Source organism: Mycobacterium sp. G7A2 (assembly GCF_041902445.1).
GTDB lineage: Bacteria > Actinomycetota > Actinomycetes > Mycobacteriales > Mycobacteriaceae > Mycobacterium.
In genome coordinates this window covers 164,921-184,829 of the sequence record NZ_CP169251.1, presented here as the reverse complement: position 1 = coordinate 184,829, position 19,909 = coordinate 164,921, and the positions used below count along the sequence as shown (strand labels likewise).

General features: G+C 68.9%; 20 protein-coding genes. 10 read left to right on the top strand and 10 right to left on the bottom strand.

What is annotated here, in order from left to right:
- Positions 1-151: 151 nt before the first annotated feature.
- Positions 152-622: a hypothetical protein gene (locus tag ACEWX3_RS00850; RefSeq protein ID WP_221361920.1), complete on the top strand. Its 471-nt coding sequence runs from the start codon at positions 152-154 to the stop codon at positions 620-622.
- A 76-nt stretch (positions 623-698) separates the two neighbouring features.
- The gene (locus tag ACEWX3_RS00845) at positions 699-1,466 is read left to right on the top strand and encodes an SHOCT domain-containing protein (RefSeq protein ID WP_207066124.1); all 768 of its coding nucleotides are present in this window, start codon (positions 699-701) and stop codon (positions 1,464-1,466) included.
- 9 nt (positions 1,467-1,475) lie between these two features.
- Here ACEWX3_RS00845 and ACEWX3_RS00840 read toward each other — a convergent pair whose 3' ends face one another.
- Positions 1,476-2,342, bottom strand: coding sequence for an acyl-CoA thioesterase (locus tag ACEWX3_RS00840; RefSeq protein ID WP_374158461.1), 867 nt, complete (start codon positions 2,340-2,342; stop codon positions 1,476-1,478).
- A 52-nt stretch (positions 2,343-2,394) separates the two neighbouring features.
- Between ACEWX3_RS00840 and ACEWX3_RS00835 the strand changes: the two genes are divergently transcribed.
- The 6 genes from ACEWX3_RS00835 to ACEWX3_RS00810 all read left to right on the top strand — a co-directional run bounded on the left by ACEWX3_RS00835 (position 2,395) and on the right by ACEWX3_RS00810 (position 7,176).
- The gene (locus ACEWX3_RS00835; protein ID WP_207066126.1) at positions 2,395-2,766 is read left to right on the top strand and encodes a YidH family protein; all 372 of its coding nucleotides are present in this window, start codon (positions 2,395-2,397) and stop codon (positions 2,764-2,766) included.
- Position 2,767: 1 nt separating this feature from the next.
- The gene (locus ACEWX3_RS00830) at positions 2,768-3,097 is read left to right on the top strand and encodes a DUF202 domain-containing protein (protein ID WP_207066127.1); all 330 of its coding nucleotides are present in this window, start codon (positions 2,768-2,770) and stop codon (positions 3,095-3,097) included.
- A gap of 20 nt (positions 3,098-3,117) precedes the next feature.
- Positions 3,118-3,891 (top strand): enoyl-CoA hydratase/isomerase family protein, encoded by a 774-nt coding sequence (locus ACEWX3_RS00825; protein WP_207066128.1) that lies wholly within the window; start codon positions 3,118-3,120, stop codon positions 3,889-3,891.
- A 206-nt stretch (positions 3,892-4,097) separates the two neighbouring features.
- Positions 4,098-5,741 (top strand): PP2C family protein-serine/threonine phosphatase, encoded by a 1,644-nt coding sequence (locus tag ACEWX3_RS00820; RefSeq protein ID WP_374158460.1) that lies wholly within the window; start codon positions 4,098-4,100, stop codon positions 5,739-5,741.
- Positions 5,738-6,829: a B12-binding domain-containing protein gene (locus ACEWX3_RS00815; protein WP_374158459.1), complete on the top strand. Its 1,092-nt coding sequence runs from the start codon at positions 5,738-5,740 to the stop codon at positions 6,827-6,829. Before ACEWX3_RS00820 ends, ACEWX3_RS00815 begins: the two co-directional genes overlap by 4 nt.
- The gene (locus ACEWX3_RS00810; RefSeq protein WP_207066131.1) at positions 6,826-7,176 is read left to right on the top strand and encodes an STAS domain-containing protein; all 351 of its coding nucleotides are present in this window, start codon (positions 6,826-6,828) and stop codon (positions 7,174-7,176) included. The genes ACEWX3_RS00815 and ACEWX3_RS00810 overlap by 4 nt, the downstream gene beginning before the upstream one ends.
- Here the strand turns inward: ACEWX3_RS00810 and ACEWX3_RS00805 are convergent.
- From ACEWX3_RS00805 to ACEWX3_RS00780, 6 genes are all read right to left on the bottom strand, one after another.
- Positions 7,173-7,760, bottom strand: coding sequence for an HD domain-containing protein (locus ACEWX3_RS00805; protein ID WP_374158458.1), 588 nt, complete (start codon positions 7,758-7,760; stop codon positions 7,173-7,175). The two genes, ACEWX3_RS00810 and ACEWX3_RS00805, sit on opposite strands and share 4 nt — an antisense overlap.
- A gap of 1 nt (position 7,761) precedes the next feature.
- Positions 7,762-8,250 (bottom strand): nuclear transport factor 2 family protein, encoded by a 489-nt coding sequence (locus ACEWX3_RS00800; RefSeq protein WP_207066133.1) that lies wholly within the window; start codon positions 8,248-8,250, stop codon positions 7,762-7,764.
- A 34-nt stretch (positions 8,251-8,284) separates the two neighbouring features.
- Positions 8,285-9,118, bottom strand: coding sequence for an SDR family NAD(P)-dependent oxidoreductase (locus ACEWX3_RS00795; protein ID WP_374158457.1), 834 nt, complete (start codon positions 9,116-9,118; stop codon positions 8,285-8,287).
- Entirely contained in the window at positions 9,115-10,629 is a 1,515-nt protein-coding gene (locus ACEWX3_RS00790) for a DHA2 family efflux MFS transporter permease subunit (protein WP_374158456.1), read from the bottom strand. The genes ACEWX3_RS00795 and ACEWX3_RS00790 overlap by 4 nt, the downstream gene beginning before the upstream one ends.
- Positions 10,630-10,759: 130 nt before the next feature.
- Positions 10,760-11,353, bottom strand: a complete 594-nt coding sequence (locus ACEWX3_RS00785; RefSeq protein ID WP_374159980.1) for a TetR/AcrR family transcriptional regulator — start codon at positions 11,351-11,353, stop codon at positions 10,760-10,762.
- Positions 11,354-11,448: 95 nt separating this feature from the next.
- Positions 11,449-12,279 (bottom strand): LLM class F420-dependent oxidoreductase, encoded by an 831-nt coding sequence (locus ACEWX3_RS00780; protein WP_374158455.1) that lies wholly within the window; start codon positions 12,277-12,279, stop codon positions 11,449-11,451.
- A 107-nt stretch (positions 12,280-12,386) separates the two neighbouring features.
- Between ACEWX3_RS00780 and ACEWX3_RS00775 the strand changes: the two genes are divergently transcribed.
- Positions 12,387-13,580 carry an aromatic acid exporter family protein gene (locus ACEWX3_RS00775; protein WP_374158454.1) on the top strand — a complete coding sequence of 398 codons (1,194 nt, stop codon included), beginning with the start codon at positions 12,387-12,389 and terminating at the stop codon, positions 13,578-13,580.
- A gap of 23 nt (positions 13,581-13,603) precedes the next feature.
- Here ACEWX3_RS00775 and ACEWX3_RS00770 read toward each other — a convergent pair whose 3' ends face one another.
- The gene (locus ACEWX3_RS00770; RefSeq protein ID WP_374158453.1) at positions 13,604-14,119 is read right to left on the bottom strand and encodes a nitroreductase; all 516 of its coding nucleotides are present in this window, start codon (positions 14,117-14,119) and stop codon (positions 13,604-13,606) included.
- Positions 14,120-14,323: 204 nt separating this feature from the next.
- Positions 14,324-15,157 carry a lysophospholipid acyltransferase family protein gene (locus ACEWX3_RS00765; RefSeq protein WP_374158452.1) on the bottom strand — a complete coding sequence of 278 codons (834 nt, stop codon included), beginning with the start codon at positions 15,155-15,157 and terminating at the stop codon, positions 14,324-14,326.
- A 108-nt stretch (positions 15,158-15,265) separates the two neighbouring features.
- On the opposite strand from ACEWX3_RS00765, the gene ACEWX3_RS00760 reads away from it, so the two are divergent.
- Positions 15,266-18,418 (top strand): cytochrome P450, encoded by a 3,153-nt coding sequence (locus ACEWX3_RS00760; protein ID WP_374158451.1) that lies wholly within the window; start codon positions 15,266-15,268, stop codon positions 18,416-18,418.
- 9 nt (positions 18,419-18,427) lie between these two features.
- Here the strand turns inward: ACEWX3_RS00760 and ACEWX3_RS00755 are convergent, their stop codons facing one another.
- Positions 18,428-19,909, bottom strand: coding sequence for a hypothetical protein (locus ACEWX3_RS00755; RefSeq protein WP_207066142.1), 1,482 nt, complete (start codon positions 19,907-19,909; stop codon positions 18,428-18,430).

Here is a 19,909-nt window from a genome sequence, read left to right as displayed (position 1 = left end):
ACACGGCGAACCAGCCGGGCCCCGTCCCGGCCAAACCCGGTGACGCCACATCGTTACCGACGTTTACCCCATCTGTCACACGGGTAACTCACGTCACAGTGGTTGCCGCTAGGTGCCACCGCCAACAGAAAGAGTCGGATGGAACGAGCACATGAACACTGTCTTGTATTTCAGCACCCGTGGCGTCGTCTATGAAACCCGCGCATACAGCAAAGCCGACATCGCTGAGCTGGTCCACGAGCAAGGCCTGCAGTGCCTGACCAGCAGTGACCGGCAGTTCGACTTCTGGTTCTCCCCGTCGATGCACCGGTGCCAGCGCCGCGCCAATCGGGCAGCCACCGAGCTGCTGCTGGCGACCACGGACTTCACCGCCACATCCGTGCCGCTGCTACGCGGCTGCGTCGTCGTCGCCACCCATGACGCCGACGGCGACCTCGATGGGCTGAGTTGGCAGCAGCTCGATCTGCTGGCCGAACGCAACCGCGCCCTGAACAGCCGGGACGACCGGGTACTGAGCCGCCGGATCGCCAGAGACCTCCGCCGTCAGCAGCGCGTCGAGCCGGTCATGCCGGCCGCTGCCGGTGCGCGCCCGGCACGACCCCGCGTTCCTGTGTCGCACTGAGCGCGGTCGCCGGTACCGAGTCGCCCATCTGCCTGCGTAGGCTCGAACCCGTACCGACGACGAAAGATTCACGATCATGAAGGCAACGGTGACTCCGGCCGCCGAGAGTGCGATCACCGATATCGCCCAGCGGCACGGTCTGTCCCGCGAGGCGGTGTTGGCCATGCTGTTCGCGGTGGAGGCCGGCGGCGGCACCATGGCTCAGTTCGCCATCCCGGAGCTCGGCGGCAGCGGACAGTGGATGCGTGGCGGCATGACCATGGTCGGCGACATGTTCGACCACACACTCAAGGCGCGCGTGGACGCACTGTGCACCGAACTCGCGCAGCTGCTCGCCACCACCACGGTGTTCCCCGCTCCGTCGTCCAGTGCTCCGGGCGCCCATGGCGGGTTCACCGCGGCCAACTGGTGGCCGGCCGATCTGGGGGTGCCCAGCGCGACGGGCGGGCAGAACGACGTCCGGTACGCCGTCTTCCCCGCGACGCGGCGCCTGGCCGTGCACCTCAACGGCGTGACCCGGGTGTTCGACACGGGTGATCACCGCGTCGCCGGGGTGTCCCAGCAGCAGGGCGGCGGGTTCGGGTCGATCGTGTTCACCAGCCAGCACGGCACCGTCGACGTCTCGAGCCTCACCGAACTCGGCGACCGGCAGGTGGCGGAAACCCCTGCCGCCGCTCCCACTCCACGCCACCGCGCGCCCGAACCGCCGTCGGGGGCGGTCGCGTCGGGCGACCAGGCCGGGATCATCGCCGCCATCGAATCCCTGGCCGGACTACACGAGCGCGGCATCCTGTCCGACGACGAGTTCGCTGCGAAGAAGGCCGAGCTGCTCGGGCGGCTCTGAGCCGGTCCGTCAGCCGCGCCCCTTGCCGAAATACAGCTCCTGGGTGGCCACGCAGACCAACTGACCGGACCGGTTGTACATCGTCGAGGTGGCCAGTCCCCGTCCGGCGATGCCGCTGGGCGACGACTGATCCGAGAGCACCCAGTCCGACAGGTCGATCGGCCGGTGGAACCACAGCGCGTGATCGATCAACGCGTTGAACGTGCTGAGCGGCGTCGCACGTCGCATGGTCAGCGCCGTCTCGAGCATCGTGGTGCCCGACAGGTACGTCAGCAGGCAACACCCCAGCACCTCGTCGCGCAGGTCGTCCTCGACCGGCTCGGCGGGACGCCACCACATCCGGATGCGGGGCGAGGGCTCCGGCTGGTCGAGCGCCAACCGCGGCGGAGCGTCGACGTAACGCAGGTCGAACGGTTGGGGCCGCACCCAGTGCCCGCCGAACTCGTCGGCGTAGGCCGCCAACTGCTCCTGCACGGGCAGCAGTGAATCCGGTTCCGGCACATCGGGTATCGGCTGCTGATAGTCGAGCGACTCGACCGGGGTGCTGAACGAAGCCAGCGCTTCGAGCAGGATCTGCCCGTTCTGGCGCGCGGTGATCTGGCGGGTCGACAGCGTGCCGCCGTCGCGGGCCACGTCGACGTCGATGTCCACGGGGTGCCGGGCATCCCCGGCCCGCACGTAGTACACGTGCACGCTGTGCGGGACCCGCCCGGGTGTGGTGCGACTGGCCGCCATCAGCGCCTGCCCGGCGATGTGGCCGCCGACGATGTGATGGGCGGGGTTGTCGAGCTGCGTGGCGACGAAGCGCAACTCATCGACGCGGTCGACCTCGAGGGTGGCGACGATGTCGGACAGCGACGGCGATCGGTAGGTCACTCCGGCATCATGCCGTAGGCATCGGAGGGCTCAGCCGGTTAGCATCCGGTGGATGAGCCAGCAGCCCGATTCGGCGGACGTGGAGCAGGAGCCGGACTACCGCTTCACGCTGGCCAACGAAAGGACCTTCCTGGCCTGGATCCGCACCGCGCTGGCGCTGATCGCCGGCGGCGTCGCCATCGTCCAGTTCGTGCCGCAGTTCGGCATTCCCGGCGTGCGGCACGCGCTGAGCGTGATCCTCACCGCGGGCGGCGGCATCATGGCGGCATTGGCCGTACGCCGTTGGCAGCGCGTGCAGGGAGCCATGCGCCGCAACGCCGATCTGCCGCCCACCCACGTCCCGGCGCTGCTGGGCGTGACGATCTTCGCGGTCACCGTCGGGGTGCTGATCGTGCTCATGATCTGGCCGCCGGGAGGCTCCTGAGGTGCCCCGCCCTGCGCCGGACAAGCCCGGTCTGCAGGCGGAGCGCACGCTGTTGTCCTGGGAGCGAAGCGCTTTCGGGTTCCTCGTCGGCGGCGCACTGGTCCTGCTGAGACCGCACGGCCCGTTGGGGTTCGGGCGCAGCGCGCTGGCCATCATCGCGGGACTTCTCGCCCTCGTGGCGCTCTGGCTCGGCTACCGGCGGTCCCGGCGCGTGCACACCGAGGCCGGGGCGACAACCCTGCCCGCGCCGACACTGGAGGTGGCCGTCCTGGGTTACAGCACAGCGGGATTCGCGCTGTTGATCGTCACGGCGCTGCTCCTGGCCCCCTGATCTCCCGTTATGGTGCAGCCATGGCTCTGGTCACCTATGAGTGCGACGATCACATCGCCACCATCACCCTCAACCGGCCCGAGGCGCGCAATGCCATCAACGGCGCGTTACGCCAGGACCTCAACGCGGCGTGGGAACGCTTCCGCGACGACGAGGACGCGTGGGTGGCGATCCTGACCGCCGCCGGCGACGTGTTCTGCGCCGGCGGCGACCTCAAGGACGGCGAGGGATCGGTCGGCACGTTTGCCGGCACCTTCTGGGAGAAGCCCACCATCAACTCGTTCGAGAGTGGGATGGAGTTGTTCAAACCCACCATCGCAGCCGTGCACGGACCGTGCGTCGGCTACGGGGTCACCGGCGTGCTGTTCTGCGACTTCGTCATCGCCTCCACGACGGCGACGTTCTCGTTCCCGGAGGTGACACTGGGAGTGCCGACCATCGTCGGGGCGATCCGGCTGCCCGAACGGGTCCGGTGGGCCGATGCGATGGAACTGCTGTTGACCGGCAAGCCCGTGTCCGCCGGGCGGGCCAAGGAGATGGGCCTGGTGTGGCGGTTGGTCGAGCCCGAGGACCTGCAGGACACCGCTCGCGCATGGGCGCGCACGCTGACCGAAGCGGCACCGCTGGCGCAGCGGGCGACCAAGGAGGTGGCCTGGCGCACCGCCAACATGGGCTGGATCGAGTCCGTGCGATTCGGCGAGACGATGCGCAAGGTCGCCGGGGCGACGCAGGACGTCGTCGAGGGGATCTCGGCGTGGCGGGAGAAGCGCGCCCCGCGCTGGCGGGGACGCTGACGATCCGCGGCCCGGCCTGGGCCGGCGCAGGATCGGCTTCGCTCAGCGGATAGGCTTCGCTCGCCTGATCTGCGTACAGTAAGTCTTTCTACCGAATTTTCGCCTTTTCGTCTCGTGGCTCCAGTGCGTGCGCGGAGGTGTTTGGCCGTAGCAGCACCGCGCTGACCTGCGCACGCGGTTGCCACTGGCTGGTCGAGGAGGCTGCGATGCACGACGAGATCCCTCTCGGCGTCGCCGCGTCCGCGGCGTGGGCGTCGGTTCCCCATCCGGTCCTCGTCGTCGACCGGGACGGGACCGTGGGTGGTCTCAGCGACTCCGCCCGGGCCGCACTGCCCCACGTGTCGGTGGGCACGGCCCTGCAGGACGCCGGAATGCCCTGGTTGGCCCGCGCGCACCGGGACTTCCTGGCGGCCGGGACCGACGCCGGCAGCGAGGTCCGCGGCGACATCGGCGCCCAGGAGTTCACCGCGCAGCCGACCACGCTGCCCGACGGGCAGGTCGCCTGGTGGCTGATGGCCCGGCCGGACGCCGTGCTCAGACAGACCCAGGTCGACCTGGCGCGTGAGCGCGAACGAGCCACGGTGCTCGACGAGGCGTCCGCGGTGCTGATGGCGTCGCTGAACCTGGAACGGTGCATGGCCGCCACGGTTCGGCTCGCGGCCGTCCACCTCGCCGATGCCGCCGTGCTCGTCGCTCCCGCCAGCGAGCACCGCCTTCCGGTGGTGTGCTGCGGTCCCGACGGATCCGTCGAGCAGCGGTGGGTCGAGGCCGATCCGGCCGACGTCGCCGGGCTCAGTGAGGCGCTGCGAGGGTTCCCGCCCGTCCCGTCGCGCTGGATCGACCCAGCCACCGTGCCGAACTGGTTGATCCCCACCACGCTGTCGGAATCGCTCGGGTCGGTCGTGATCACGCCGCTTCCCGGACACGGCGTGCCCGCGGGAGCGCTGGTTCTGCTGCGCCGCGAGTCGCACACCGCGTTCAGCGAAGGTGAGGAGATCTTCGCCCGGCTGTTCGCCGCACGCGCGGGCGCGGCGTTGTCCGCGGCCCGGCTGTATGCCGAACAGTCGGCGATCACCCGCACGCTGCTGCGTGAGCTGCTGCCACCTCGGCTGCACCGGCTGCACGGCTTCGAACTCGCCGGCGGGTACCGGGCGTCCGAGGACCACGAGTTGGTCGGCGGCGACTTCTATGACGTCCACCCCGCCGAGGCCCCCGGTGACGAAACCCTGGTCGTACTCGGTGACGTGTGCGGCAAGGGACTGGAGGCCGCGCTGCTCACCGGCAAGATCCGCAACACGCTCCAGGCTCTGGCCCCCCTGGCCGATCAGCACGAAGACGTGCTGAAGCTGCTCAACAGCGCGCTGCTGTCACCGGACAACAGCCGGTTCGCCACGGTGGTGCTGGCCTCGGTGGTGCGCCACGACACCCAGCTGAACCTGCGGCTGACGTGCGCCGGACATCCCGCACCCTTGATCGTGCGCCACGACGGCTCGGTCGAGACCGCCGATACCCGAGGTGTGCTGGTGGGTGCGTTGCCGCAGTTCAAGGCCCGCTCGTTCGAGACCACTCTGGAGCCGGGCGAGACGTGCCTGTTGTTCACCGACGGCGTCACCGAGGCGCGCGGAGGACCCCTGGGCTCAGAGATCTTCGGAGATCAGCGGCTGTCCGAGGCGCTCGCCGAATGCCTTGGCATGCCGGCCGAGGCGGTGGTCGAACGGATCATGATGCTCACCTCCCAGTGGGTGGGCCGGCTGCCCCATGACGACATCGCCGTGGTGGCCATCACCGCGCCGCGGCGCACCCATCTCACCGCGGTGGACGGCCACACCGCGGGGAGGTACACCGCGTGACCGATCGGGATACCGACACCGTCGCGGCAGTCGACCTCGCCGTGCTGCGCGACCGTCTGTGGGGGGCGGTCGTCGATCACGACGAGTACGCCGCCGCGGCCACCGTCTTCACCGCGGTGGAGGCCGGCACCGCACCGGAGGATGTGCTGCTCGAGGTGATCGCACCGGTGCAGCACCGCATCGGCAGCGAATGGGCCGCCAACCGCCTCACCGTCGCGCAGGAGCATGCCGCGACCGCCATCAACGACCGGGTGATCGCGGCGCTGGCCCACCATCCGGCCACCCGGTGCAGCGGCGATGCGGGTCGTGTGACGGTGGCGTGTGTCGACGGTGAATGGCATGCACTGCCGGCGCGGTTGTTGGCCGAGGTCCTGCGCCTGCGCGGCTGGCAGGTCGATTTTCTCGGGGCGCAGGTGCCGACCCCACATCTGATCGCCCACCTGCATCTGCACGGCCCCGACGCCGTGGCGCTGTCCTGCTCGATCCCCACCCGACTGGCCACCGCGCACGCCGCGATCACGGCCTGTCAGGCCTCCGGTGTCGCAGTGCTGGCCGGCGGCGCCGGGTTCGGCGGGGACGGGCGGTACGCGCGCCTGCTCGGCGCCGATGCGTGGGCGCCGGACGCCCGGTCGGCGGCCACCTGCCTGCGCGGGGCATTCCCCCGCGTGCCGGCCAGCCCGGCACACCAACCCATCGACGATCTCCCGCATTTGGCGGACCAGGAGTACACGATGGTCAGCACCACCGCCGGGCAACTGGTCGGTACGACCATCGATCAACTGGCACAACGCTTTCCAGCTATGGCCGGGTATTCCGAGCAACAGCGCAGGCACACGATCGACGACATCGCGCACATCGTCGACTTCCTCGCCGCGACGCTCTACGTCGACGACGACGAGCTGTTCACCGGATTCATCGGTTGGACCGCTGAGATCCTCGCCGCGCGAGGCGTTCCGACGTCCTCGCTGAACCCTGCCCTGGAGATCATCGCCAGCGAACTCATTGATTTCCCGCGCGTCCAGCGCATCGTCAGCGCCGCCCTGCACACCCTGGCCGCCACGGCCACCGACCCCTCCCTTCACGCATGAAAACCACTGTGACTGTCGACCAGACGACCCGCTCGGCAACCCTGCATCTCGCCGGCGATCTGGACTTCCGCACGAGCGACCCGTTCCTCACCACGGTGCGCCGGGTGCTCGACGACCATCCGGATCTGCAGAAGCTCAGGCTGGACTTCACCGACCTGTCGTTCTGCGACTCGGCCGGGCTGTCCGCTCTGCTGCTCGTGCACCGTCGCACGTCCGCGGCCGGTGTCGATCTGCGGCTGGATCACCGGCCACCGCAACTGGATCGGGTACTCGACGTCACCGGCGTGCTGGACCACCTGACCGCACCCTCGGGGACCGACGACGCGCAGGACGAGACGGTCGGTTAGCTGTCGGCTTCAGCGTGGCCTGACCGCTTGAGCGCATCACGCGGCCGCAGGAAGCCGGGCTGCTGCCGACGGCGCACCGCCCGCACCGTGCCCAGCGGGATGACGCGGGTGAAGAACTCGCTGGCGTCGAAGCAGAGCCGCACCTCACGCACGTAGGTCTTCGGAAGCCCGAACCGGATCAGCCCCTGGCTCACGTCGATCAGATCGGCGCGGCGCATCGCTTCCGCCAACGTGGCGTGCGGCCGACTCGACGGGTAACGGGTGAACCGATGATGCTCGGCAACGGCGACGGCCAACTCGGTCGACCAGTCCTGCCGACCCGTCCGCTGTAGCCAATCGTCCTGGACGGCAATGGACGGGACCAGGTAGTCGAGGGTGTCGAACACGGCGAGATCGTGAAAGGCCGCAGCGATCGCCAGCTTGTCGTCGCGGTCAGGATGATCGGGTCCGAGCGCACGGGCGAAGTTGATCACTCGGTAGACGTGCGCGCGGTACGCGGCCCAACCGGATTCATCTCCACCGGCGCGATGGCTGTGTGCGTCGAGGATCTCTTCGACCAGAGGCAGGGAACGGACAATCTCCATGTCAGCGACGAGCCCAACGTGCAGCCGCGTCGCGCATCCGCGGCGACACCCGGAACGAGAAGACTCCGTTGAAGACGTCTTCGCGCAGCCTGGTGAGCGTGGATGTCTTGATGCGCCAGTCCCCGTCGATCTTGCCGTAGGTCTCGTGATAGTGCCCGTAGCCGTTCAGGTTCAGCCCCGGCGCGAGGCGGACGACGTCGTTGAGCGCCCACACGCCGGTGGCTTCCGTCGCAGCGATGAGTTCGATCTCCGGCGCGTGGACCTGATGCACCGTCGGCTGCGAGCGCTTCCCCAGATTCCTGCGCACGAAGGCCACGAACTCATCGGCTCCGACGATCACCTGCCCCCCGGATTGCGCAGTGTCGCTGACGAAGTCGTCGGTGAACAGTTCGCGCCACGCATCCCACTGTTTGGTGTCCAGCAGCCGGCAGTAGCGGGCCTTGAGTTGTTTGATGGCTTCGACCTCGGCCTGGGTGGTGACGGGATCCATTCATCCTCCTGCTCAGAGTGTTCGCCCATCACAGTCAACCACCATGCCTGCACCCGAGCGTCTGTTCGGCTGCGGGGCGGGACGCCGACGATCGCAGTCGCATCCCGGCGATCACCCGGCTGAGGATGGCGCTGCGCAGCCGTCGGGGCAGCGGCCGCAGCGCCGCGGTGAGGAACGTGCCCTGCAGTCCCGGAACGACGGTGCGCCGGCGTCCCAGCGCCGCCAACGTACTGCGGGCGACCGTGTCCGGGCTCGTCGCCGAGCCCAGGTCCAGCCCTGCGCGGGGGCCGAAACCGGATCCGACCGGACCAGGTGCGACGGCGAGAACGTCGACGCCGAACGGTCGCAACTCGCCATGCAACCCCTCGGCAAGGCTCTGCACATAGGCTTTCGACGCCGCATAGTTCGCCTGACCCGGCACCCCCTGCCAACCGACGATCGACCCGAACAGCACCAGCGCGCCGGTGCCCCGACTCACCAGCCGGGAGGCGAAGGTGTGCGCCAGGCGCATGACCGCGGTGACATTGACCGCGACGAGAGCCGACTCCTCGTCCGCGGAGGTCTCCAGAACCGTACCGCTGGTGCCGAACCCGGCTGCCAGCACGACGATCCCGATGTCCATTGTGCGTGTCTGCTCCTCGACGACGGTCACACCCGCTGGGTCGGCCAGATCGACGGCCAGAACGTTGGTCTGCACGCTATGAGCGGCGGACAGGTCCGCGGCGAGCGTCGCCAACGCGTCCCGCCGGCGAGCCACCAGGACGACGTTCAGTCCCTGCGCGGCCAGGTGCTGTGACAACGCACGCCCGATGCCGTCGCTGGCGCCCGTGACGAGCGCCCACGGTCCGTACCGCTGCACATCGTTCATGACACCGTGACCTTCACCGGGTGGGCAGGCAGGAAGGCCAGTACCGCGATCGCGCCGACCAGGCAGACCCCGGCAGCGGTGAGGCAGCCGGCGTGCAGGCCGGACATGAAGGCATCACTGACCACCGTGCGCAGCGTTTCCGCGACCGCGGGCGGAGATTGCGCCGCCACGGCGAGCCCCTGCGCCAGCCCCTCGCCGGCGGCTTCCTGAGCCTGCGGGGGCGCGGCGGCGAGCACCGCACTGGCGGACAGGTCACGGATGTAGAGCGTGGAGAAGATGCTGCCCACCACCGCCACCCCGAGCGTGCCGCCCACCTGCCGGGTCGCGTCGTTGACCGCCGAGCCCGCGCCGGCCTGCTCCGGCCGCACCACTCCCATGATGGAGTCCGTCGCCGGCGCAGTGGTGAGGCCGAGACCTCCGCCGAGCAGCACCATCTGGGCCGCCACCGCCGGGTAGGACACGTCGACGTCGATGGTCGCCACCCAGGCGAAGGCGGCGGTGAGCATCACCAGCCCGACGAAGACGACCACCTTGGTGCCGATGCGGGTCACCGCCAGGCGGGTGCCGAGCACCGACCCGGCCGCGATCGACAGCGCCACCGGCAGGATTCGCACCCCGGTCTCCAGCGGGCCATAGCCCTGCAGCAACTGGAAGAACTGCGTGATCAGGAAGATGAACCCGAACAGCGCGAAGAACGCGACGGTCACCGCACCGCTGGCAGCACTGAAGCGCAGGTTGGCGAAGAGTCCGACGTCGATCAGCGGGTCGCCGGCACGGCGCTCCCACCAGACGAAGGCCACTGCTGCCACCAGTGCCACGGCGAATCCCGTCAGGGTCTGCGCGGAGGTCCACCCGTGCTCGGGCGCTTCGATGATCGTGTAGACGAGGGCACCGAGCATGACCACCGACAGCACCAGTCCGCCGCGGTCCAGGGCGGTGTCGGCGTCCGCGGCCGACCGCGGGACGAACAACACCGCTCCCAGAGCGGCGACCAGCGCGATCGGCACCAGCGCCAGGAAAAGGCTGCCCCACCAGAATGTTTCGAGGAGTGCCCCGCCGAGTATCGGTCCGACTGCCACGCCGAGCCCGGTCACCGCACCCCACACGCCGATCGCCGCGGCGCGTTGCCGGGGATCCCGGAAGGTGTCGGTGATCAACGCCAGCGTCGTCGGATAGATCAGCGCCGCCGAGATTCCCATGATCAACCGCATGGCGATCAGCTGACCGGTCGAGGTGCACAGGGCGGCGGCGACGCTGCTGACGGCGAAGAGCACCAAGCCGGCGATCAGGGTGCCACGCCGCCCGAACTTGTCACCGACGGTGCCACCGGCCAGAACCAGGGCCGCGAAGGCGAGGTTGTAGGCGTCGACGATCCACTGCAGCCCGCGCGTCGATGCGCCGAGTTCCGAGTTCAACGTCGGCAGAGCGACATTGACGATTGTCGTTTCGACGTTGATCGCCAGTGCCGCGATGAGGACGACGGCCAGAACCAGTCCGGGGCGGTGTCGCACACGACTGTGCCTTACGGGGCGGCTAGGGGTGATGGTCATGAGGTCTTACCGCCTGGTTCTCGATGTTGACGACGCTAACATCTGGATACGATGGCAGACGATGTTAGTGCTGTCAACATTTACGCGGTGATCACTGCAGGCCGTCGGCGATGACGTCGAGCAGCCGGTCGATGATCACCTGTCTGCGCGCGTGGTCGAGGCCGCTGAGCGGGCCGTCGAGAAGCAGGGTGGACAAGCCGTGCACCGCGGCCCAGGCCGCCTCGTCGAGTCCGTCGCGCCGGTCGGCGGCCAGCACGCCGGTGGCGATCAACTCGTCGATGCAGCGGATGAGAATCTGGAACGGATGGTGTTCGGGTACTCGCACCGGCTCATCGGCAGTCCCACTGTCTCCGGAGACGTTGTGGGCGAACGCCGTTCGGAACAGCCCCGGTTCGGCCAGCGCGAAGTCCAGATAGCCCCGCCCGGTGGCACGAAACCGCGCGAGTGCCCGTTTGGCCTTCGGGCCCCTCGAGGTGACGGCGTCGAGCCGAGCCGCCATCGCGTCGGCGAGCAGCGTCTGGGCGTGTTCGGTCACCGCGGCCAGGAGTTCACCGCGGTCGGCATAATGGCGGTAGGCCGCCGAATTACTGACCCCGGCCAGTCGCTGCACATCGCGCATCACGACGGCATCCGGGCCACCTGTGCGGGCCAGGTCGACGGCATGATCGAGAAGGACCTGACGCAGGTTTCCGTGGTGATAGGTATCGGAGCGTCGGGAGGTCAGCGCGACTCCTTCCCAGAGCTGATGTTGACGACATTAACATCTGCGTCAGAGTGCAGTCAGCCGCCGTACCGGCCCACCTTCTCGGCGAGGTCGTCGAGGATGCGCAGCGACGCATCGCGGGGCTTGGTCGGCAGCAGTAAGCCCACGTGATCGAATCCCACGTCCTCGGCGGCGCGCCAGTAGTCCGGGTCGGGCGGCGCGGCGAAGATCGTCAACGGCACGTCGTAATCGGCGTTCTCGCGGATCTGCGCCACCCGCCGAGCCAGCCGGTCCGCGGGGAGCGGGTTGGAGATCCACCCCGCCCGGTGGCGGATGATGCGCCGGACGGTCGCGTCGGAGTCCCCGCCGATGTAGACGGGCGGATGCGGTTCACGCACCGGTTTCGGCCGCTGATACGACGAGTCGAAATCGACGTAACGGCCGTGGTACTCGGCAGGCTCCGCGGTCCAGAGCTCTTTGATCGCCTCGATCCGCTCGTCCAGCAGCGCTCCGCGCGTGCGCGGGTCCGTGCCGTGGTCGGCCATCTCCTCGAGGTTCCATCCAGCGCCGACGCCGAAGACGAAGCGGCCCCCGGAGATCACGTCCACGCTCGCGGCCTCTTTGGCCGTGGTGATGGGGTCGCGCTGGATCAACAGCGCGATGCCGGTGATGAGGTCGATGCGTGACGTCACCGCGGCGGCCGCAGCGAGCGTCACGAAGGGATCCAGCGTGCGGTAGTAGATCGACGGCAGGTCGCCGCCGAGCGGGTAGGCCGACTCCCGGCTGGCCGGGATGTGGCTGTGCTCGGCGACAGCCAGCGACTCGAAGCCCCGCTCCTCGATGGCACGGGCCAAGGTCACCGGGTCGATGGTGTCGTCGTTGACGAAGGTGGCGATCCCGAACTTCATACCTGAAGGTTGTACACCCCCTTCGGGCCTCACCGTTTCAGCCGCGTAGGCAGCGGGAAGGATTCCATCACGGTTCGATGGTCGACAGCGCCAGGGAGGTAGGCCCTGTGATCCGTGCTCTTGCCGCTCGGTTCGCCCGACGGGTGGGCGCCGTGTTCCCCGGTGTGGCGATGAGCGCCGACAACGCGCTGATGTTGATCAAGGCCGTCATCGCGGGAACGATCGCCTGGGCGCTGGCCACCGATGTGTTCCACGCCAGCAACGCGTCGTTCGCCGCGTTCGCCGCCATGCTGCTGATGCAGCAGACCATCGCCGAGTCGGTGCAGAAGGCCGTTCACTACACCGGGGCGGTGCTCGTCGGGATCGGACTGGTCAGTGCCGTCGCGCTGCCGTGGGGTCCCGGCCTGTGGCTCTTCCCGCTCATCCTCCTGGCGAGCATGCTGATCGGCCGCTGGTATCGGCTCGGCAGTCAGGGCTTCAACGTCACGGTCGCCGCCGTCTTCGCCTACGGCGTGGTGGCCATGCCCGACGCGGGCACGTCACCGCTGATGCTGATCGGCGATCTCGCGGCCATGGTCCTGCTGGGGGCGGGCATCGCGGTCGGCACCAACCTGCTGATCGCCCCGCCGCTGCGCTATCGCAGCGCCGAAGACGCAGTCGCCGCGTACTGCCAGTCGGTGGTCCAGCTGCTCGACGACATGGTCGCCGGGTTGGGCGACGGGGCGCCCGACGACGACCAGGCCAGGGACTGGCGCAGGCGCAGCGACGAACTGCCGGGCCTGTCCGCTCAGCCCCGCAGCACCATCGACCACGCCCTCCAGACGTCGAAGTTCAATCCGCGAAGGCTGGTGACACGCGGCAGCCCAACGTTCGACGGACACCGGGTCACCGTGCACGTCGTCGAACGGATCTCCCAGCAACTGGTGTTCGTGTGTGCCGGGCTGCTGCGCTTCACCGGGTCCGACGAGGACGAGTCGGCCGGTCGCCGCGCCCGCACGGAGTTCTTCGGTCAGTACGCAGCGGTGCTGTCGGCGGTACGGGACGCGATCGCCGAGAGCGCGTCGCTGCACTCCATGTCGGACCTGCGGGCCGGGACCGCATTGAACACGGTGAACGAGCAGTGCCTGTCGGCGCTGCACACGCTCAGCAGCGCAGCCGCGGTCGACGGTGAGCACGACGTTCCACGGCAGTGGGCATTCTTCGGCGCCCTGTATGCCGACGCGCAGCGCATCTGCGAAGAGATCGAATGGGCCGACGACCAGTTCCAGCAGCTGGCCCGGTCCTCGGCCGGCCGCTCCTGAGAAAGGTATGACGTCGCGGGTCCTCAGTCGTCGAGGATCTCGACGTTCTGCGCGAGCGGATTGCGCGGAACGGCCAGGTGATTGGCGGCAAAGTTCGGGTCGGCGTAGCCGATGCACACTCCGCACAGGACGCGCAGTTCATCCGGTATGCCCAGATGTTCCCGGACGATGTTGGGATACAGCGCGGTCGACACCTGTACGCAGCTGTCGATGCCGCGTTCGGTGAGCGCCAACAGCAGCGTCTGCAGGAACATCCCCACCCCGACCGCGTCGGCCATGCCGAGATCGCGGTGCATGGGATTCGGGCAGTCCATCGCCTTCGGCGGCTCGGCGCGCGCCGCGGCCACCATGGCGGCCGCCAGTCGGTCTCGGCGCTCCCCCACGGCGAGAAAGACCCGCCACGGCTGCACATTGGAGTTCGACGGTGCGCGCATGGCCAGAGTCAGCGCCTCGTTCAACGCGTCGGCGGGAACTGCTTTGTCCGGCAGGAACATCCGGGACGAACGCCGCCGGTTGATGATGTCGTCGAGCTCGGCCATTTCAAGGTCTCCCGTCAGATCGCCGTGCGGCCGCCGTCGACGCGCGCCGTGGTTGCGGTGATGACGCCGGCCTGCGTGAACCTGTCGTCCGTCATCGTGTTTCCTCTCGCGGCACGCGTGCTGCGTCGTCCCGACCTGACAGTGACACGGTCGGTCCGCCGGGGGAATCACGGAAAGTCCGTAGTTGTGCGCCGGGCAGCCGGACTACGGGGTCAGGGCAGCCGGCCAGCTCAGCGGGTTCAGCTGCCGGAACGGGTCCGCCGACCGGATCTGCTGCAGGTCCGCGAGTTCGGCCTCCAGCTGTCGCTGCACCCGCCCCTTGACCGCGGCAGTCCACCTGTCGTCGGCCTCCCCCTCGGTGTGGGTCGTGGCGATCGGCGGACCGAACGACAGGTACATCCGCTGCGGTCTGGGTACCAGGGTCGGGCCGATGCCCCGCACCAACGGTATCCCCATATCGGAGCGGCCACTGAGACGGTGGCTGAGCCACCTGCTGGCGCGACCGAGGCGGCTGTCGCGACTGACCATGCTGGTGTACACGTCGTCGCCACCGACGAGCGCCGCGGTGACGATGGGATAGCCGTGCTCGATCGCGATCCGCGCGAAGCCGTCTCGGTTCTGCCAGCTCAGCATGTACTCCTCGCCTTTGTACTTGGCGATCTCCCGGGCTCCACCGGGGAAGACCAGGATCGTCTCGTCCTGGTCCATCAACCGGTGGGCGGTGTCGGGAGTGCCGACCACCGCTCCGTAGGCGGTGACGAGGTCGGCCTGCAGTCCGCGCATCCGCCCGAACTGCCGGTCCGCCAGCGGGCGGACCCGGGTTCCGATGTGGCTGCGCACGTAGTACGGGATCAGGAGCACCTCGGACGAGTTCTGGGTGTGGTTGCCCACCAGCAGGAATCGGCCATCGGCCGGCAGATTCTGCAGTCCACGGACATAGGGGCGGTACAACCGCATCAGCGGCGACAACGCGCCCGTCGCGGTCTCCAGCAGGGTCTCCAACGCGCGCACGCTCGGCGAGATGGCGGGCTCGGTCATCGGGCGGCGGTCCTGTCGTCTGGGGTCACTTCCGCCATTGTCCACACCGTGGGCACCTGCCTCGCTGATCGCCTTCGGCGACGCAGCGACCGGATTAGGCTCCACCGCATGCAGCCTGGACCGTCCGCACCACCCGAGCTGACCGACGTGGCCTCGGCAGAAGGCCCCCTGCCCGGGCCGGAACTCCTGGCCGGGCGTCCCTACGCACTTCCAATCGATCTGCTCGCAGAACTGCACGGGCCCCTGTTCTACGCCGACTTCAACGGCGAACGGAAGCTCTACGCGTGCTCGGCGGAACTGGTCGAGGAACTCTGTGACGAGACCCGTTTCGCCAAGAACCTGACCGCGTCGCTGGCCAGGATCCGCCCGCTGGCCGGTGACGGGCTGTTCACCGCGTTCTACGGCGAATCGAACTGGCAGAAGGCCCACGATGTCCTGCTGCCGGGCTTCAGCTATGCGGGGTTGCGCACCTATCACTCCGCGATGCTCGACATCAACGCCCAGCTGATCAGCCGGTGGGACGCCGCCGCGGGACATGACGCGGTCGACGTGTCCACCGATCTGCAGAAGCTGGCGATGGACACCGTTGCGCTGGCCGGTTTCGGTGCCCGGTTCGAGTCGTTCGATGTCGACGGTATGGCGCCCATCCCGGCGAGTTTCACCGCAGCGCTGGGCGAAGTCTTCCAGAACGGGGTGACGCCGGCGTTCACCGGCGAGTTGACCACCCTGCACACGTTCTTCGACGAGTTGATCGCCGGCCACCGGTCGGGGCGCAGCGACGATGTCGACGACCTGTTGTCGGTGATGCTCGGCCACGACGCCAACGGCGCCCCGTTGCTCGAACCGGACAACGTCAAGAACCAGATCATGACGTTCCTCATCGCCGGTCAGCTCACCACCTCCGAGCTGATGCCCAACACGCTCTACAACATCGTGCGACACCCCGCCGTACTGGAACGCGTCCGGGCCGAGGTGGACCAGGTGTTCGGCCCCGACGACGACTACCTGCCCAGCTACGACGACATCGGGAAGTTCGAGTATTTGCGCCAGGTCATCAACGAGACGCTGCGTCTGTCTCCCCCGGTGCTGCAGTTCGACCGGATGGCGTTGTCCGACACGGTCATCGGGGGCCGCTACCCGGTCAAGAAAGGTGAGGCGGTCAGTGTCCTCACCGGTGCGCTGCACCGCCAGCCCGGCTGGGGGGACAACATCGAGCTGTTCGACCCCGAGCGATTCTCCCCCCAGCGCAGCCAGTCGCGTCCGGCAAGCCTGTTCAAACCGTTCGGCACCGGCGCGCGCTCGTGCATCGGCCGCCAATTCGCGCTGCACGAGGCCACCATGGCGATCGCCCGAATCGTGCACCGCTACCGCATGATCGACTCGCGACACTATGTGCTGCAGTGGGACGGCCCGGGCAGCCGCCGCCCCGTGGGCTTTCACGTCGATCTCCTCCGGCGCACCGCGGACGAACGGGCGGTCCGACCGGCCCCCGACGCCGCTGGAGAGTCGCGGCCCACCACGGCTGCCGCGACCGCCGTCAAGGCGGGGACGACGCTGGCCGTACTGCACGGCTCGAATCTGGGCACCTGCCGGGCGCTGGCCGCGCAACTGGCCGAGGAAGCCGCCGACCACGGGTGCCTGGCCACGGTGGCGCCCCTCGACAGCGCGGCCGGCGCGCTGCCGTCGGCCGATGCCACTCTGATCGTCGCCGCGTCCTACAACGGACAGCCCACCGACGACGCCCGGGCGTTCATGGCGTGGTTGAACGACCCCGACGCCTCACTCTCCGAAAGCCCGCTGTTCGCGGTGTTGGGGGTCGGCGACCACAACTGGGCCGACACGTACCAGGCCATTCCGCAGCAGATCGAGGAACGCCTCACCGAGCTGGGCGCCACCGCCCTGGTTCCGCGAGCTTCAGCCGACACCTCCGGTGACCTCACCGGAACGGTCGAGGAGTTCTCCGCGAACTTCTGGACGGCAGTGGCACAGCGCTTCGGTGATCCGGACGCCGCGCCGGTCAGCGACGCCGACGAACCGCTCTACGAGCTGCGGACCATCGTCGGTCCTGTCACCAGCGCCATCGACGCCCGCTTCGGGGTGACCCCGATGACGGTTCTGGAGAACACCGAGCTGGTCAGCGACACCGCCTTCGGACAAGCCAAACGCTATGTGCGGATTGCGCTTCCGGAGGGCATCGAATACCACACCGGCGATCACCTCACCGTGCTCGCCGACAATCCTCCCGAATTGGTCGACACGGTGATCCAGTTGTTGGAGATCGAGCCGGACCTACGACTGTCGGTCAACCCTCGACGCAACTCTCGGCGGCTGATCGCGCTCGACCGGGAAGTCAGCGTGCGTGAGCTGCTCACCCATTTCGTGGAATTGCGCAAGCCGGCCAGCCGCAGTCAGTTGACGCGGTTGGCGGCGACGAATCCGTGCGCACCCGAACGACAGCGTCTCGAGCAGCTCGCCGCGGCAGCGGAGCCCGCCGTGCTCAGTCCGCTGGAGTGCCTGCTGGAGTTCCCGGCCTGTGAGATCACCGGCGCCCAGTTGCTGGAACTACTCGAACCGATGACGCCGCGGCACTATTCGATCGGCTCGTCGTCGCGCCTGTCTCCTCAGGTGGTCGGGCTGGTGGTCAGCGTGCTCGACGCACCGGCGCGCTCCGGCCGCGGACTGTTCCAGGGCGTGGCCTCCAATCACCTGGCGGCGGCCAAGCCCGGTCAGGTCGTGCGGGCCCGGGTGGACGCAGCGCGCCAGGCATTCCGGGCGGGCGCCGAACCCACCCGAAACGTCATCCTGGTCAGCGCCGGTACCGGTGTCGCCCCGTTCTGCGGTTTCCTGCTCGACCGCCTGGCCGCCCAGCAGGCCGGTGAGCCGTTCGCCCCGGCGCTGTGCTTCTTCGGCGTCCGAGATCCGGCGGTCGACTACATCTTCCGCGAGCAGTTCGAAGAAGGTGAGGCGCTCGGCGTCGTGCGCATGCGGCCGACGTTCTCGAGGGCGCCGCAGGACGGGGTGCGGTACGTGCAGGACCGCATCGCCGCGGACGCCGACGATGTCTGGGACATGCTGGGTGACCCCGCCAAGGACACCTACGTCTATGTCTGCGGGGACGGCGCGCGCATGGCGCCCGCCGTCCGCGAGGCGTTCACGGACATCTACCGGTCCCGCACCGGTGCCGACGCGGAGGCTGCACAGCGGTGGCTCACCGGGTTGGTCGAATCCGATCGCTACGTCGAGGACGTCTGGGCCGGCTGACCGACGCGGTCACCCGTCCGGCAGCCATGTGGTGCGGCGCTGCCACTGCCATTCACTCCCCACGGGAACAGGCGCCGGGGGCCGGCGCCGGAACGCCCGGATCCCGAGAACACCGGCGAACGGCAGCAGTACCAGCGCGGGAAGCTGGTAGCGCCAGGAGAATTCGAACGCGGCGGAGAGGACGAGCATGGTGAGCGCCATCCCCAGGGCCAGCGCGATCGCCGACCGCACGCCGCTGGTGCGGGCCCGGCCCACTCCCAGCACAGCGGCCAGGGCGATGAGCCCGAACACCGCCAGCAGTGGCCCCGGCGTGTAACCGACGCTGAGTTGGTAGCCGCGCAGGAACGCGGCCAGGCCCGGCACGGTGGTCGGGTCGCGCCCGCTGAACTCCTGGGATGTTCGCCTGGTGAGGTCCTTGTCGGCGTTGGGGTACTCCAGCTGGAACTGCCAGCGGCTCACCGGCACGTCGCCTTCGGCGTCGGTGCGGGTGGGGCGGAAGCCTTTTCCGAAGTCCACCGCGACCGCCGCGGCGAAATCCAGGGGTTGCTGGCCGATCACGGTCCAGCCGAACTCCCGCTGCACCTGGTAGAGATCCGTGCCCGGCGGGAATCGGTCGCGGAACCCCTTCTCCCGCTGGATGTGGGCGTAGTCGTCGAGGCGCCGGCGATCGTCCAACGGCTCGGTGGGACAGGCCCGCTCGAGCAGCGCATCCAACTCGAGGGTGTCGCAGTCGGCGATCACCGCGGCACGCCCGTAGAGCACCTGGCTGGTGGTGCGGGTCAAACCCCACTTGCCGGTCTCGGCGTGGAAATAGGTCGCGTACCCTCCGAGCACCGCGCCACAGGCCAACACGAAGGCCACGATGCGCAGGCCGACGGTCCGCCAGCCGGGTGCGGTGCGCAGCAGCCGCCACGCGCCGCCGGCGATGAGCAGATAGCCGAGGATCGGAACCACCAGGGCCAGCGCCACCAGTCGCAGCATGACCGCCATTCCGACCAGCAACCCGGCCAGCGCCGCCCGGCGGGGGGTGGGGGCCCCGGTACCCAACAGCACCCACAGCAGTGCCACCAGCAGTACCTGTTGCCAGGCATCGGACATGATCAGCTGCTCGATCTGGATCTGATAGCCGTCGAGCAGCAGCGGTGCTGCGGCCGCCGCAGCCCACCAGCGGTTCACGCCGTAGCGCAGCGCCAGAGCCGACAGCGCGACGGCTGAGACGACCCCCGCGAGGTGCTGCACGGCGGTGACGAGCTCCAGTCCGCCGACCGCGAGCAGCGGAGTCAGGACGAACAGCTCGTATCCGATGGGGTTCAGACCGCTGGGATTGAACTCCCCGAGGTTACCCAGGTAGCGGAACGAGTCGACGAACAACAGCGCGGGCTGGTAGGCGAACCAGGACAGCACCCGCAGAACCACACCGGCGAATACCAGCGCGCTCAGCAGCCAGTGTCGGCGAATCAGCCCGCCGGCGCTGCCCAGGACGGCGACCAC

What these genes read in the sequence shown, in the direction of transcription:
- ACEWX3_RS00805 (WP_374158458.1), bottom strand. Translation starts at nt 7,760, where the DNA reads ATGGAGATTGTCCGTTCCCTGCCTCTGGTCGAAGAGATCCTCGACGCA.
- ACEWX3_RS00825 (WP_207066128.1), top strand. Translation starts at nt 3,118, where the DNA reads ATGGCTCTGGTCACCTATGAGTGCGACGATCACATCGCCACCATCACC.
- ACEWX3_RS00760 (WP_374158451.1), top strand. Translation starts at nt 15,266, where the DNA reads ATGCAGCCTGGACCGTCCGCACCACCCGAGCTGACCGACGTGGCCTCG.
- ACEWX3_RS00765 (WP_374158452.1), bottom strand. Translation starts at nt 15,157, where the DNA reads ATGACCGAGCCCGCCATCTCGCCGAGCGTGCGCGCGTTGGAGACCCTG.
- ACEWX3_RS00850 (WP_221361920.1), top strand. Translation starts at nt 152, where the DNA reads ATGAACACTGTCTTGTATTTCAGCACCCGTGGCGTCGTCTATGAAACC.
- ACEWX3_RS00780 (WP_374158455.1), bottom strand. Translation starts at nt 12,279, where the DNA reads ATGAAGTTCGGGATCGCCACCTTCGTCAACGACGACACCATCGACCCG.
- ACEWX3_RS00800 (WP_207066133.1), bottom strand. Translation starts at nt 8,250, where the DNA reads ATGGATCCCGTCACCACCCAGGCCGAGGTCGAAGCCATCAAACAACTC.
- ACEWX3_RS00810 (WP_207066131.1), top strand. Translation starts at nt 6,826, where the DNA reads ATGAAAACCACTGTGACTGTCGACCAGACGACCCGCTCGGCAACCCTG.
- ACEWX3_RS00835 (WP_207066126.1), top strand. Translation starts at nt 2,395, where the DNA reads ATGAGCCAGCAGCCCGATTCGGCGGACGTGGAGCAGGAGCCGGACTAC.
- ACEWX3_RS00845 (WP_207066124.1), top strand. Translation starts at nt 699, where the DNA reads ATGAAGGCAACGGTGACTCCGGCCGCCGAGAGTGCGATCACCGATATC.
- ACEWX3_RS00770 (WP_374158453.1), bottom strand. Translation starts at nt 14,119, where the DNA reads ATGGCCGAGCTCGACGACATCATCAACCGGCGGCGTTCGTCCCGGATG.
- ACEWX3_RS00795 (WP_374158457.1), bottom strand. Translation starts at nt 9,118, where the DNA reads ATGAACGATGTGCAGCGGTACGGACCGTGGGCGCTCGTCACGGGCGCC.
- ACEWX3_RS00820 (WP_374158460.1), top strand. Translation starts at nt 4,098, where the DNA reads ATGCACGACGAGATCCCTCTCGGCGTCGCCGCGTCCGCGGCGTGGGCG.